Source organism: Asticcacaulis benevestitus DSM 16100 = ATCC BAA-896, assembly GCF_000376105.1.
Classification (GTDB): domain Bacteria; phylum Pseudomonadota; class Alphaproteobacteria; order Caulobacterales; family Caulobacteraceae; genus Asticcacaulis; species Asticcacaulis benevestitus.
Genome location: NZ_AQWM01000006.1, coordinates 136,880 through 150,052 on the forward strand (window position 1 = coordinate 136,880; position 13,173 = coordinate 150,052).

The following is a 13,173-nucleotide window of genomic DNA, read 5'->3' on the forward strand; positions in this document are numbered from 1 at the left end:
GATCGTTTAAGCCGCCTCGGTCACCCTGGCGCGCGCGGCCGCGATCTTATCGCGCGCCATCGCATCGGCAATCACATTGGTGAGTGCGTTGGCGCTTTTTGCCTTGGTGAAGATATCAAACAGGCGCGGACCGATGGCGTCGACCTGTGCCAGAATATCGGCCTCATCGTTACGGCCAGAGATTTCACCGGCCACCATGATGATGCCGCCGGCATTGATCACATAGTCCGGCGCATAAAGGATGCCGCGTTCACCTAATATGCGCCCCGCCCCCGCAGTCAATAATTGATTATTGGCCGCGCCGGCGACGATGGTGGCTTGCAGACGGCTGGCCACATCCTCGCTGATCGCGCCCCCAAGCGCACATGGTGCCACCACATCGACCGTCTGCAACAGGATGTTGTTGACCGATACGCTCTCGGCCGCGAAGCGATTACAAACCTCTTCCACCCGCTCCGGATTGATATCGGCCACCACAAGCTTGGCGCCGAGATTGAACAGTTCTTCGCAGAGATAGGTGCCGACATGCCCCAGGCCCTGCACAGCGACCTTGATACCGGCGAGATCGGAACGGCCGAGCTTGGCCTTGACCGCGGCTTCGATACCGACGCGCACACCACGCGCCGTGAAGGGCGACGGATCTCCGCCAGACTTGCCCACGGCGGCATCCAGCCCGGAGACATAGCCGGTGGTGCGCGCCACGATCTTCATGTCAGCGACCGAAACCCCGACATCCTCGGCGGTGATATACTGACCATCCAGGCTATCCACGGCGCGACCGAAGGCTTCCAGCACGGCTTCGCGGCGTTCAGCCGGCACAGGTCCTAAAATGACCGCCTTGCCGCCCCCCATCGGCAGATTGGCCATGGCGTTCTTGTAGCTCATGCCGCGTGACAGGCGCAAAGCATCGCTGAGCGCGTTCACCCCGCTGTCATAGGCCCAAAGGCGGCAACCACCGGCGGCCGCGCCCAGCGCCGTGGAATGGACGGCGATAATGGCTTTCAGGCCAGAGGCGGCATCCTCCACCATGAGGACTTTGTCGTGGGCGTCATAATCGGGGTGGTCAAACATGTAGCAATACTTTCGTTTCAGTCGTTAGCGGGGTAACAGGTTGGGCGGCCTCAAATTGCGCGATGAGGTCGGCTTTTTTGACGTTGGCCTTGTCGAGATTGGCCAGCTTGATGTGGCCGAAGCCACGGATCTCTTCCGGCAGTTTGGCAAGCGCCACCGCCAGATCGAGATTATGAGGACGAAGATCGCGCGCCAGACGTTCGATCAGATGCACGTAGTCGGTGATGAGCTGGCGCTCGGTGCGGCGCTCATGGGTGTAACCCAAAAGATCGAATGGCGTGCCGCGTAAGGCCTTGCCGGCCTTCAACATAGCGAAGGCCTTGAAAACCCACGGGCCGAATTTACGCTTCTTCGCGCCCATCATGGGCGGCGCGAGGTAGACAGATATTGCCTTTGTATCTTCAAACTGTTCGGCCAGGACTTTGCGGAACTCCGGATCGCAATAGAGCCGCGCCACTTCATACTCGTCTTTGTAGGCCATCAGTTTGTAGGCGTTGCGCGCCACGGCCTCGGCAAGGCGTGGTTCGCCTCTCACCAGATCAACCAGAGCCCTGTAGCGCGCGGCATAGGCGGCGTTTTGATAGTCGGTCAGATCGGTCATGCGGGCGCTGACGAAGCTATCGAGATCAAAGACGGGCGTCTGCGCAGGCGCCGCTTCCAGCCGGCCCTCTGCCCAGGCACGCCCCAGGGCGAAAGCACGCAGATTGGCCGTCACCGCGGCGCCGTTCAGGGCGATGGCGCGTTCGACCGCCGCCAGTGACAAGGGCAACACGCCGGCCTGCCAGGCCGCGCCCCACATGATCATCAGGGCGTAGACCGCATCACCCATATAGGTGCGGGCAAGGCCAGCGGCATCGAAGGTCTCCAGCGTGCGCGCGGCGTTGCGCACCTTGCGCACCATGGAAAGCTGGTCGAACACGGTGTTGGTGTTGAGCGTGAACTCGCCGCTCGGTGTCAGGGCGCTGTTGAGAAAGCCTATGGTGCGGTCCGTGTTCAACAGCGGCAAGCAGGCCTTGCCATGCGCCGTGATCATGTCGGCGGCGATCATGACATCGGCCTCACCGAGCGGGATACGACCGCCCGGCACCATCACGCCGGGGGCGGCAAAGCGAACGTGAGCATCAACCGCGCCACCACGCTGCGCCAGGCCGATCTGATCGACGCAGATCACTTCCACGCCGTCGATATGCGCCGCCATGCCGATCATGGCCGACAGCGAGGTGACGCCCAGCCCGCCGATACCGGTGAGCAACAGATTGTAGGGCTGCGCCGTCAGCGGCATCGGCGTCGCCTCAGGCAGATCGTGGATCAGATGATCGATGGCAGCGGGCTGCACCTTCTTTATCTGCGCGCCTTCCAGTGACACGAAGCTCGGGCAGAAGCCTTTCACGCATGAGGTATCGAGATTGCACGCCGACTGGTCGATCTCGCGCTTGCGACCGAGTTCGGTTTCCTTAGGCCCCACCGCGATGCAGTTCGATTTGACCGAGCAATCACCGCAACCTTCGCATACCTTGGCGTTGATAAAGATGCGCTCTTTCGTCTGCGGCGCTAAGCCACGCTTGCGGCGGCGGCGCAGTTCGGTGGCGCACATCTGATCATAGATCAGTACGGTGGTGCCGTGCGTCGCCTTAAGTTCGGCCTCGGCCACCTCAAGCTGATCGCGGTGATAGAAGCTGACCTTTGACGGCATCTTGGGATGATTGCGCCAGCGATCAGGGTGTGGCGACACGAGGATGATCCGCCGGACGCCTTCGGCCGCGACCTGCTGCGCCACCGTCACCGGATGCAGCACGCCATCGACATGCTGGCCGCCGGTCATGGCTACGGCGTCGTTATAGAGGATCTTGTAGGTAATGTTGACGTACGCCGCCACCGACTGGCGGATGGCCAGCAGACCGGAATGAAAATAGGTGCCGTCGCCCAGATTGGCGAAGATGTGGTGCTCGTCGGTGAAAGGCGCCTGCCCGACCCAGGTCACGCCCTCACCGCCCATATGGGTGCAGATTTCCGAATGACGATCGGGGATAAACTGCACCATGTAGTGACAGCCGATTCCGGCTGTGGCGCGTGAGCCTTCCGGCACGGTGGTCGAGGTGTTGTGCGGACAGCCGGCGCAGAAAAACGGCTTGCGCGTATGAAGCTGGACGACGTTTTCCTTGGCAATAGCCTGTTCGGCATAACGGGCGATGATCGCCTGACGCGCCTCGGTGCGGGCTTCCGCCGGCAACACCGCGAACAGGGCCATGGCGACGCTGACCGTATCAAGGTCAAGCACATCGCGCACCACGTCCTTACCACGCACACGCGGTCGGCGCGAATCCGGCAGGCCGTAGAGCGCGTTCTTGAGCTGGTATTCGATCAGGTTACGGCGTTCCTCAACCACCAGCACGGTTTCCAGCCCGTCGGCGAAGGCGAGCGCGCCCACCGGATCGAGCGGCCACACCATGCCGACCTTCCAGATACGCAGGCCCATCCGGCGCGCCCCGGCCTCATCGATCTGCAGCAGGCGCAGGGCATCGAGCACATGCAGGAAACCCTTGCCGGAGGTGGCGATACCCAGACGCGCGCTCGGCGCATCCTGCATCAGCGGATTGAGGCCATTATGACGAGCGAAGGCCTGCGCCGCCGGCAAGCGGAAATGACGGTGCAGCACTTCCTTTTGATCGGGCGTATGGTTGAGGCGGATATTCAGCCCGCCTTCCGGCAGGTCGAAATCCGGCAGGGTGGTTTGCCAGCGAAGCGAGTCGATATGTGCCGAGGTCGAGGCGTCCATCAGGTCGGAAATGGTCTTGATGCCGATCCAGCAGCCGGAATAACGCGAAAGCTGGATCCCCTTCATGCCGAACTCGATCACCTCATCAATGGTCGATGGCGACAGGGTCGGCATTTCGGCATCGGCGAAGGCAAATTCCGACTGGTTCGGCAGGGTCGATGACTTGCAGTTATGGTCGTCTCCGGCCAGGGCCAGCACACCGCCGAGCGCCGAGGTTCCGGCGAAGTTGGCATGTTTGAACACGTCTCCGGTCCGGTCAACACCCGGTCCCTTGCCGTACCAGAGGCCAAACACGCCATCCTTCCTGTGCCCGTTAAACAGTGGCACATGCTGAGTTCCCCACACCGCCGTGGCGCCCAGGTCTTCATTGATGCCGCGCTGGACGACGATATCATGGTCATCGAGGCGCTTTTGTTCCTGCGCCAGTTGCATATCGTAGGAGCCCAAGGGAGATCCGCGATAGCCGGAGATAAAGCCTGCCGTGTTCAGCCCGGCCTGGCGATCCCTGTCGCGGATCAGCATGGGCAGCCGGACAAGCGCCTGAACGCCGGTCATGAAAGCCCGGCCGGATGTCAGTTCATATCGGTCGGCAAGGCTTACCTCGGCGCGCATCAACATATCCCTGTGGCATAGTTATTTTCTAATGATACTAATCCTGAAATGTGAGAAAGTGCTTCCGAACTGCGGATGCGTAATCCACGTTTTCAGCTATAATTTCTGCAATTACAAAAAATGGCAGAATAAAACTCTGGTGCAGGGCAATATAAGCGAATGAACAAGAGCAAGGACCACCGCGCCCTCGATGAGATCGACAAGAAGATTCTTCGCCTGTTGCGCGAAGACTGTCATCTGACGACGCAGGAGGTCGCCGACAAGGTCGGGCTGTCGCAAACCCCCTGCTGGTCGCGCATCAAGCGGCTGGAAGAAACCGGCGTGATCACCGGCTATGTGGCGCTGCTCAATCCGGAAAAGGTCGGCAAGCCACTCTCTGTCATCGTCGAAATGACGCTGGAGCAACATGATGACGAGAAGATCGAGAACTTTTCCCGCCATATCGCCACCCTGACCGAAGTGACCGACGCCTATCTCACCACCGGCGAATACGATTACGTCATCATCGCCGCCGTGGAGGACACCGAGGATTACGAGGTTTTCCTGCGCAAGAAGCTGCTGAAATTCCCTGGAATCCGCCACACGCGCTCGACCTTCTGCCTGCGCCGCCTCAAGCGCGATCCATCGCCGTCACTCTAGGCTACCCGCCTACCAGAGAATTATAGCCGGACGCTTCCCGCGACGGTTGATCTTTGCTAGGATGGACGTCTGTTTCAGCAAAGGCGCGCAGATGACCCCACGTTCCACATTCCTGATGGTTGCCGGCGCGTGTGCCGCGCTTGCGCTTACCGCCTGTTCGACCTTCCCGTCCGGCAAGACAGCCGAAGCGGCACAAACCCTCATCGGCACCTGGCAACTGGTGCAGTTCCTGCCCAAAGGCAGCGCAGCGCCGGTCAAGCCCGATGCCGCCGACCGTTATGAGATCACCTTCGTCGATAAAGGCCGCGTTGCCCTCAAGGTCGACTGCAATCGCGCCACCGCGATCTGGGAAACCACGCCGACCGATGGCACCCACGGAACCTTAACCTTCGGGCCCATGGCCATGACGCGCATGGCCTGCCCGACGCCGGCGCTCGATACCGGCTGGGAACTCAACGCCAATTCCGTTGCTAACTACGCCGTCGCCGGTGACAGCCTTGTGCTGGGCCTGAAAGATGGCAAGGGCACCTACGAATGGGCGCGCAAGAAAGACTAGACTTTCGCCACTGTTTCCAGCGCCAGGGCATGCAACGGACCGCTGAGCAGATCGGCCAGCGCCTTATTGACCAACTGGTGCTGGCGCACGCGCGGCAGGCCATTGAAGGCCTCTGATACGATGCGCGCCTTATAGTGATCGCCGTCCCCGGCCAGATCGGTGATGGTGATTTCCGCGTCCGGAAAAGCGGCAGCGATACGCGCCTCAAGATCGCTTTGGGCGATGGCCATGGCAAAACTCCTCAATTAACTGCCGGTGGCTTAGCCGGTTTTGCACCGCTTGGGTAGCCTCCCCAACCCTGTCCGGGATATTACCACGCACGGTCTGGCGCCATGGATCTTCGTGCGCACGCAAATAAGCGTCTTTGCGATCTAAATTTTTCGCCTCCTGCAAAAGGCGAAAAAGGCAATCAACGGCAAAATATTACATCAAGACAACACCACGTTGTGTCAAAATATGAAAAATTATTCCCGCAAATTCATACACTTATAATAATAAGCAGCCTTGTATTTTCATTTCAGAAAACACGCCTCCTTCGTGCTCAAAGCGCGTTTTCATCCTAAACGCGCAATTAACCCATAGCGTTTAGGATAAGCGCATTGTTCAAAGGAGTAAGACATGCGTACCCCCAGCCGCCGGACATACCGGAATGTTTGCCTGGCCGCCGCCAGCCTGCTGACCCTCAGTGTCGCCGCCGCACCGGTAATGGCCAAGCCCGCCAAACAACTGACCCAGGCTGATATCCACGATCTGATCATGGCGGAAGCCCAGAAGCTGATCGCTATTCAAAAATCCGACGACGCGGCTTCAGAAGCTCAGAAGCAGGCGCAGATCGATGCCCTTCAGGCCGAAGTGCGTAACCTGGCCGATCAGTTGCGTACCCTGCAAGCCCAATCCCAGACTCAGGCCCAGACCCTGGCGGTCGTAACCGCGCCTAAGCCGGCGCCGGCAGCACCGGCCGCCGCCACGGCTTCGGTCTCCATCAAGAACGGCACCCCGACGTTTGCCTCCAGTGACGGCGCTTTCACGCTCAGCATCAATGGCAATATCCAGGCCGACGCCGCCAGCTACATGCAGGACGACAATCTGCCTGCCGCCATTACGGGCGCCGCGCGCGACCTGAACAGCGGCACCAATTTCCGCCGCGCCCGCCTGGGCTTCAAAGGCAAGGTGTTCAAAGACTTCGACTACAACATGGTGTTTGATTTCGGCGGCGCCGGTGCCGAGGATGTCGGCCGCATCCACGAAGCCTGGATCCAGTATTCCGGCTTCAAGAACGCCAAGATCCGCGTGGGTGAATTCGCCCCTCTGGCCGGCATGGCCGACGCCGCATCACAAAACGCCTCGGCCTTCATGGAACGTGCCTCCTCGTCAGAACTGGCGCGTAACTTCGCCGGCGGCGACACACGCATGGGCGTCGGCATCTTCAATACCTATGATCGCTGGCTCTATTCAGCCGCCCTCACCGGCGGCACGGTCTCGGCGCTCAATACCGCGGCGAGCGGTTTCAACACCGTCAACAACGACGAGCAACTGGGCGTCGTCGCCCGCGTGGCCGGTACGCCCATCAAGGGCAAGAACTCTCTGATCCACGTCGGCCTCAACTACAACGCCATCATTAATCCGGGCGATGCCGGCGCCAGCGCCGCCACGCGTTATCCGGTGCAACTGCGCGATCGCCCCGAACTCCGCGTCGACGGCACCCGCCTGATCGATAGCGGCGCGATCAACACCCAATCCGCCTCGGCCACCGGCATCGAGTTCGGCGCGCAATACAAAAACCTCTACCTCGCGTCCGAAGCCTTCCAGTACAAGATCAAGCGTCTCGGCGCGGCGGCCGGTGTCACCGACCCCGACTTCACCGGCTGGTATGCCGAAGGTGGTTGGGTCATCACCGGTGAAACACGCAAGTACAACACCCAGACCGGCGCCTTCGATGGCATCGTGCCGGCCCACAACTTCGATCCGAAGACGGGCCAGTGGGGCGCCTTCGAACTGGTGGCGCGTTACTCGACCCTCGACCTCAACTACCACGCCGACGCCCTGCTGGCGGCCGACCGCGTGCGCGGTGGTCAACAGGACATCACCTCCATCGGCCTGAACTGGCAACTCAACCCTGCCATCCGCTTCGTATTTGAGGGGCAGGACGTCAAGGTTGAACGCCTGAACGCTGCAGGCGCCTCGATCGGTCAGGACTACACGACCATCGCCGCCCGCGCCCAATTCAGTTACTAATCGCGGGCTACAGCCCACGATTAGCTTTCTTTAGCTCAAGCGCCGCATGGCTTAACGCGCAAACGTGCGCGGCGGGCGCTTGCCCTTGCCAAGGTGCGGTGAGATAATCACCGCACCTTGGATTTATTTAGAGCCAGATTCCCATGACGATCAGACGCAGCTTCCTGACCGGCCTCGCCCTGCTGGCGCTCATCATGCCTTCAATAGCCTCGGCAAAAGATATTCAGGTCGCCGTGGCTGCCAATTTTACCGACGCCGCCAAGGAAGCCGCCAGCGCTTTCGAGAAAAAGACCGGCACGCACGTGAGCTTGAGCTTCGGCCCCTCCGGCGGTTTTTACAGTCAGATCCAGCAAGGTGCCCCCTTCGACGCCTTCCTGAGCGCTGACGCCGAGCGCCCGACCAAACTCGAAACCGAAGGACTCGGCATCAAGGGCACCCGCTTCGTCTATGCCTACGGCACGCTGGTGCTGTGGAGCGCTACGCCCGGTTTTGTCGATAGCAAAGGCGCGGTCATCGCCAAGGGCAAGTTCGAGCATCTCGCCATCGCCGACCCGGCCTCGGCGCCTTACGGCGTCGCCGCGGTCGAATATCTGAAAAAGCGCGGGCTGTATGACGCGGTCGCCGCCAAAATCGTCAAGGGCAGTTCGATCGCGCAGACCTTCGGCTTTATCGATACCGGCTCAGCAGAACTGGGCTTCGTCGCTCTGTCGCAGGTCTACAAGTCGGGCAAGGGCTCGCGCTGGATCGTGCCGGCGGGTGATTACACCCCCATGGATCAGCAGGCCATCCTGTTGAAAGACACGCCCGAAGGCCGCGCCTGGCTGGCCTTTCTCAGGTCACCCGAAGGCGTCAAAATCATCACATCCTACGGCTACAAGGTACACACATCATGATCGACCATATGGGACTGCTCGTTTCCGACCGCACACGCAGCAAGGCTTTCTACGCCGCCGCCTTCGCGCCGCTTGGTTATACCGCGGTCATGGACGGCCCCTACGGTACCGGCTTTGGCATAGGCAAACCGGATTTCTGGCTACAGGACGGTGCGCCGACCGACCACCTGCACGTGGCTATCAAGGCTGAAAACCGCGCCGCCGTGGATGCCTTTTACAAAGCCGCCATGGCCGCCGGCGGCCGCGACAATGGCCCGCCAGGCATCCGCGAGCACTATCATCCCAACTATTACGGCGCCTTCGTGCTCGATCCCGATGGCCATAATATCGAAGCCGTCTGTCACAAGCCGGAAGCATGAACGATATCGGCGGCGCCATCTGGGTGACGGTCAACCTGGCCGCCACCACCACGCTCTGCCTGCTGGTAATCGCCACGCCAATCGGCTGGTGGCTGTCGAGACGCCGCAACCTGTTCAAGGATATCGTCACGGCGGTCATAGCCCTGCCCATCGTCCTGCCGCCGACGGTGCTGGGCTTCTATCTGCTCGTGGCCATGGGTCCGAAAAGCCCACTGATGGACCTGCTCCACCCCTTCGGCGTCCGCACGCTCAATTTTTCCTTCGCAGGACTGGTTATCGGTTCGATCATCTATTCCCTGCCGTTCGCCGTGCAGCCGATCCGTAATGCCTTCGAAGCCCTGGGACAGCGCCCTTTCGATGTCGCTGCCACCTTGCGCGCCTCCAAACTCGACACGTTTTTCAATGTCGCTCTGCCTATGGCGCGCAAGGGTTTCCTGACCGCCGCCCTGCTCGTCTTCGCCCATACGGTGGGCGAATTCGGCGTGGTGCTGATGATCGGCGGCGCCATTCCCGGCAAGACCGAGGTCGTTTCGATCCGCATCTGGCAACTGGTCGAGCAGATGGACTGGCCGAGCGCCCACCGGCTGGCCGGCGGCCTGTTGGTCTTCGCCTTCGCGGCTCTGCTATCGCTGCTGGTGATCGACCGCCGCTGGAGCGCCCAAAATGACGCATGACATGATTCACGTATCGCTGAAAGGCTCTGCGGGTGCGTTCGTTCTCGATGCGGCGTTTTCCGTGCCGGCGCAGGGCGTCACCGCCATCTGGGGACCGTCGGGTTCGGGCAAGACCACGCTCCTGCGCGCCATCGCCGGCCTGACGCGGCTGGAGGGCCATGTGAAGATCGGCGCCGATATCTGGCAGGATGGCAGCACCTTCGTGCCGGTCCACAAGCGCCGTGTCGGTTATGTCTTTCAGGAGGCCTCGCTGCTGACGCACCTCACCGTGCGCGCCAATCTCGATTTCGCCCTCAAGCGCAACGGCGGCCACACGGTCGATTTTGCTGGCCTGGTGGCGCGGCTGAAACTGGAGGGCTTGCTCAAGCGCTCGGTCACCCAACTTTCCGGCGGCGAGCGCCAGCGCGTCGCGCTGGCCCGCACCCTGCTCAGCGCGCCGGAAATTCTGCTGACGGATGAGCCTTTGTCCAGCCTCGACAGCGAGGCCAAGGCCGAGATCGTGCCGATGATCGCCAGCCTGTCGCGCGATACCGGTCTGCCCGTATTGTATGTCAGCCACGATGCCTACGAGGTCGAGCGCCTGGCCGACCGTACCCTGCGCATGGCCAGGGGGCGGATCATCGACGCGCCGGCGACGACCTTCGACACCTCGCTCGATGGCCTGAGCGAGGCGCAGGTGCGTGCCCTGGCTGAGGCGGCTTTGAAGGCCGGTATTAAGGTTTAAGGAAATCCACAGATTACACAGATTACACAGATGGCGCTTCGCGCCTAAGAGAAGGCCGCCACGTTCGGCCATGATCCACCTGAAAATCTGTGCTTATCTGGCTTATCTGTGGACCACTTCCCTTACTTTCAGATACCGAGTAAACCCGCCGGATCGGGACAGATGCGTTTCCACTTTTCGCGCTCGCTCTTGCGGAAGACGCCGGGATAGTCACCCGTCTTGCCCTGCATATCAAGAATGACCTGAAAATGCAGATGCGGCGGCCAGTCGCCGTTGACCTCCGCCGCGCCAAGCCGCGCGATCTGCCGCCCGCTCGTCATCCCTTGCCCCACCTCCAGCCCCCCAAGACTGTCGCGGCTCAAATGACCGTAGAGCGTATAGAATGTCAGCGCCTCAGTGACCGCGTGTTCCAAAATGATCGTCGGCCCATAGTCCTTCGGGTTGGCATTATCCTGAAAGCTGTGGATGCGCCCGTCCAGCGGCGCGAAGACCGGCGTGCCGGCCACGGCGAAGATATCAAGGCCCAGATGGAGGGTCCGCGCTTCAGCGCCTGCCGCCGGCGTGAACACCGGACCGGAATAGATGGCGCGTTCCTCATCATAACCACCAACCTTCAGCCGCGGCGTCTCGATCACATGACTGCCCGGCAAGTCATCGGTCAGGCCCAACTGGCGCGCGCCTTCGGCATCGAGCCGGATCGGATCAAAACCGCCGTGCAGCCCCGCCATGAGCTCGGCACGCGGCGCGGCGGTCTTCAGCCAGTCAGTATAAAGCGCGTAGGTCATCGCCTGAGCCTAGCCCAGACTTGAACCGCCGTCGATAGCGCTGTAGGAAGCGGCATGTCCTTAAGCAAAACATATGATGGTGATGAGCCCGTACGGGTCAACAAGTGGCTGGCCCAGACCGGCGTCTGTTCACGACGCGAGGCCGATGCCCTGATCGAGAGCGGCCGCATCAGCATTGATGGTGTTGCCTTCACCGATGCCGGCCGCAAGATCGAGCGCGGTCAGACCCTGACGATGGACCAAGGCGGTGCCGAGGTGCTCGATTCGCGCATGACGGTGATCTATCACAAGCCCATCGGTATCGTGTCCGGCCAGCCCGAGCCCGGTGAAACCCCGGCTGTGCGCATGATCAAACGCGCCAATGTGTTCGGTCCGGCCAATGTCTATCCGGATCAGGATACCAAGCTGGCGCCGGTGGGGCGGCTCGATAAGGATTCGCGCGGCCTGCTCATCCTGTCGGGCGATGGCGTGCTGGTGAAGGCCGTCATCGGCCCCGAAAGCGATCTAGAAAAGGAATACCACGTCCGGGTGCGCGGAGAGATTTTCGAGGAAAAGCTGAAATGGCTGCGCCACGGCCTTGAACTCGATGGTCGCAAGCTTCGCCCCGCCAAGGTGGTGCAAACCGGTGAGCAGACCCTGACCTTTATCCTCAAGGAAGGCCGCAACCGCCAGATTCGCCGTATGTGCGACATGTGCGAACTGCGCGTCACCGATCTCTATCGCCCGCGCATCGGCGCCGTCAAAATCGGCAACCTGCCCGAAGGCCAGTGGCGTGTGATGACGCCCGAAGAACGCACGGCGCTGATCAAGGGCTAACAGCGTCGATGTAGCGGAAGGTCAGCGACAAACGGCGCTGACGCGGCACGATCAAGCCCCCGACCTTATCGGTTTTTCGCCCGACAATGCCATGCATCCAGGTGTCGCGTGCCTCACCCCGCATGATCAGCAGGCTGCGCGGATAGAGATATTGAGTGCGCGTCGGATGCCCCATGCGGGTGAAGTCCATCATGATCGGCGAACCGAGACTGACGATAGCCACCGCCTTGATGCGCTCGGTATCGCGGTCCTTATGCGCGCCGATCCCCTGCCCCGGATGATATTCGTTGATCAGTGCGCGCTCCGGCACGCCCTTGAAGATGCCATCCCGATGCAGCCGCTCGCCTAGCCAGCGCAGCCAGTCCGGCATGGGCTGTGGTTGATATTCGCCCGGACGACCATAGGCGCTGTCATCGGGCTTCCACCCGTACCATTGCCGCCGGCGCAGCAACTCCATCGACCACGGCTGCTGGTCGATCCACGCGATCAAAGCCGCTTCCTCCGCCGGCGTTATATAGTCGTCCCGATAGGTCAGGCCGGAAAGCAGCGGTTCTTCAAACAGGGACAGGATCGACATAGCGTCACTTTATATCAAATAGAACATAAAGTGAACATTAAAGGCAACCGGTCGAACAGTGTAGCGGGCCTGCGCCAATGGCGAAGCAATTATGGTTTTACTTTCGCAGCATAAGGCGCGACACCGGACGCTTCCTTACACGAGGCTTTCATGTGTGAACTGCTGGCGATGAGCGCCAATGTACGTAACCATCCGGCCTAGGCCGCAGGTGTCTCGCGCCTGAGTCTCCGGTACATTCGGCGGGTACTGCGCATCTGCTCGACATAGTGATCGCGTCTATCGGCGAGCATCTCCCGGACATTTTCTATGCCCTCTTGGGTGAACATGATGATCGGGATGCTTTGTTCTGTGACGGGGTAAGCATTGTAGGCGGTGAAGCAGCCGTGCTCGGAGAACATGTCACTGGAGACCTCGCGTATCAGATCCTGATTTTCGCCCAGCTCGATGGCCACGTAC

14 protein-coding genes are annotated in these 13,173 nt (G+C 60.9%); 8 read left to right on the forward strand and 6 right to left on the reverse strand.

Annotation, left to right across the window (positions count from 1 at the left end; all coding sequences use genetic code 11):
- Nucleotides 1–6: 6 nt before the first annotated feature.
- On the reverse strand, nt 7–1,071 hold the full coding sequence (locus B060_RS0110075) for a Leu/Phe/Val dehydrogenase (RefSeq protein ID WP_018081657.1): 1,065 nt from the start codon (nt 1,069–1,071) through the stop codon (nt 7–9).
- Complete coding sequence (locus B060_RS0110080) at nt 1,064–4,459, reverse strand: indolepyruvate ferredoxin oxidoreductase family protein (RefSeq protein WP_018081658.1); 3,396 nt, start codon at nt 4,457–4,459, stop codon at nt 1,064–1,066. The genes B060_RS0110075 and B060_RS0110080 overlap by 8 nt, the downstream gene beginning before the upstream one ends.
- A 159-nt stretch (nt 4,460–4,618) precedes the next feature.
- On the opposite strand from B060_RS0110080, the gene B060_RS0110085 reads away from it, so the two are divergent.
- Both B060_RS0110085 and B060_RS0110090 read left to right on the forward strand, forming a co-directional pair.
- A complete protein-coding gene (locus B060_RS0110085; RefSeq protein ID WP_018081659.1) occupies nt 4,619–5,098 on the forward strand; it encodes an Lrp/AsnC family transcriptional regulator in 480 nt (159 codons plus the stop codon).
- 91 nt (nt 5,099–5,189) lie between these two features.
- Nucleotides 5,190–5,654, forward strand: a complete 465-nt coding sequence (locus tag B060_RS0110090; protein WP_157405629.1) for an META domain-containing protein — start codon at nt 5,190–5,192, stop codon at nt 5,652–5,654.
- On the opposite strand, the gene B060_RS0110095 is transcribed toward B060_RS0110090, so the two are convergent.
- Entirely contained in the window at nt 5,651–5,884 is a 234-nt protein-coding gene (locus tag B060_RS0110095; RefSeq protein ID WP_018081661.1) for a BolA/IbaG family iron-sulfur metabolism protein, read from the reverse strand. The two genes, B060_RS0110090 and B060_RS0110095, sit on opposite strands and share 4 nt — an antisense overlap.
- Nucleotides 5,885–6,272: 388 nt before the next feature.
- On the opposite strand from B060_RS0110095, the gene B060_RS0110100 reads away from it, so the two are divergent.
- The 5 genes from B060_RS0110100 to B060_RS24210 all read left to right on the forward strand — a co-directional run bounded on the left by B060_RS0110100 (nt 6,273) and on the right by B060_RS24210 (nt 10,539).
- Nucleotides 6,273–7,889 (forward strand): OprO/OprP family phosphate-selective porin, encoded by a 1,617-nt coding sequence (locus B060_RS0110100; protein WP_018081662.1) that lies wholly within the window; start codon nt 6,273–6,275, stop codon nt 7,887–7,889.
- A gap of 143 nt (nt 7,890–8,032) precedes the next feature.
- On the forward strand, nt 8,033–8,782 hold the full coding sequence (modA, locus tag B060_RS0110105) for a molybdate ABC transporter substrate-binding protein (protein ID WP_018081663.1): 750 nt from the start codon (nt 8,033–8,035) through the stop codon (nt 8,780–8,782).
- Entirely contained in the window at nt 8,779–9,141 is a 363-nt protein-coding gene (locus B060_RS0110110; RefSeq protein ID WP_018081664.1) for a VOC family protein, read from the forward strand. Before modA ends, B060_RS0110110 begins: the two co-directional genes overlap by 4 nt.
- A complete protein-coding gene (gene modB, locus B060_RS0110115; RefSeq protein ID WP_018081665.1) occupies nt 9,138–9,815 on the forward strand; it encodes a molybdate ABC transporter permease subunit in 678 nt (225 codons plus the stop codon). The genes B060_RS0110110 and modB overlap by 4 nt, the downstream gene beginning before the upstream one ends.
- On the forward strand, nt 9,805–10,539 hold the full coding sequence (locus tag B060_RS24210) for an ATP-binding cassette domain-containing protein (RefSeq protein WP_018081666.1): 735 nt from the start codon (nt 9,805–9,807) through the stop codon (nt 10,537–10,539). The genes modB and B060_RS24210 overlap by 11 nt, the downstream gene beginning before the upstream one ends.
- 128 nt (nt 10,540–10,667) lie before the next feature.
- Here the strand turns inward: B060_RS24210 and B060_RS0110125 are convergent, their stop codons facing one another.
- Complete coding sequence (locus B060_RS0110125; protein WP_018081667.1) at nt 10,668–11,324, reverse strand: peptidoglycan DD-metalloendopeptidase family protein; 657 nt, start codon at nt 11,322–11,324, stop codon at nt 10,668–10,670.
- Nucleotides 11,325–11,378: 54 nt separating this feature from the next.
- Here B060_RS0110125 and B060_RS0110130 point away from each other — a divergent pair, with 54 nt between their 5' ends.
- Nucleotides 11,379–12,140 (forward strand): pseudouridine synthase, encoded by a 762-nt coding sequence (locus tag B060_RS0110130; protein ID WP_018081668.1) that lies wholly within the window; start codon nt 11,379–11,381, stop codon nt 12,138–12,140.
- On the opposite strand, the gene B060_RS0110135 is transcribed toward B060_RS0110130, so the two are convergent.
- Together B060_RS0110135 and B060_RS24215 are read right to left on the reverse strand one after the other, a co-directional pair.
- Nucleotides 12,130–12,717, reverse strand: a complete 588-nt coding sequence (locus tag B060_RS0110135; protein WP_018081669.1) for an alpha-ketoglutarate-dependent dioxygenase AlkB — start codon at nt 12,715–12,717, stop codon at nt 12,130–12,132. The two genes, B060_RS0110130 and B060_RS0110135, sit on opposite strands and share 11 nt — an antisense overlap.
- 197 nt (nt 12,718–12,914) lie before the next feature.
- Nucleotides 12,915–13,173, reverse strand: a 259-nt coding sequence (locus B060_RS24215) for a hypothetical protein (protein ID WP_018081670.1), incomplete at its 5' end; no start/stop codon positions are given.

Excerpts from the sequence above, each read along its gene's own strand:
- B060_RS0110125 (WP_018081667.1), bottom strand. The coding sequence starts at position 11,324 with ATGACCTACGCGCTTTATACTGACTGGCTGAAGACCGCCGCGCCGCGT.
- B060_RS0110135 (WP_018081669.1), bottom strand. The coding sequence starts at position 12,717 with ATGTCGATCCTGTCCCTGTTTGAAGAACCGCTGCTTTCCGGCCTGACC.
- B060_RS0110080 (WP_018081658.1), bottom strand. The coding sequence starts at position 4,459 with ATGCGCGCCGAGGTAAGCCTTGCCGACCGATATGAACTGACATCCGGC.
- B060_RS0110130 (WP_018081668.1), top strand. The coding sequence starts at position 11,379 with ATGTCCTTAAGCAAAACATATGATGGTGATGAGCCCGTACGGGTCAAC.
- modA (WP_018081663.1), top strand. The coding sequence starts at position 8,033 with ATGACGATCAGACGCAGCTTCCTGACCGGCCTCGCCCTGCTGGCGCTC.
- B060_RS0110110 (WP_018081664.1), top strand. The coding sequence starts at position 8,779 with ATGATCGACCATATGGGACTGCTCGTTTCCGACCGCACACGCAGCAAG.
- B060_RS0110100 (WP_018081662.1), top strand. The coding sequence starts at position 6,273 with ATGCGTACCCCCAGCCGCCGGACATACCGGAATGTTTGCCTGGCCGCC.
- B060_RS0110095 (WP_018081661.1), bottom strand. The coding sequence starts at position 5,884 with ATGGCCATCGCCCAAAGCGATCTTGAGGCGCGTATCGCTGCCGCTTTT.
- B060_RS0110090 (WP_157405629.1), top strand. The coding sequence starts at position 5,190 with ATGACCCCACGTTCCACATTCCTGATGGTTGCCGGCGCGTGTGCCGCG.
- B060_RS0110085 (WP_018081659.1), top strand. The coding sequence starts at position 4,619 with ATGAACAAGAGCAAGGACCACCGCGCCCTCGATGAGATCGACAAGAAG.
- modB (WP_018081665.1), top strand. The coding sequence starts at position 9,138 with ATGAACGATATCGGCGGCGCCATCTGGGTGACGGTCAACCTGGCCGCC.
- B060_RS24210 (WP_018081666.1), top strand. The coding sequence starts at position 9,805 with ATGACGCATGACATGATTCACGTATCGCTGAAAGGCTCTGCGGGTGCG.
- B060_RS0110075 (WP_018081657.1), bottom strand. The coding sequence starts at position 1,071 with ATGTTTGACCACCCCGATTATGACGCCCACGACAAAGTCCTCATGGTG.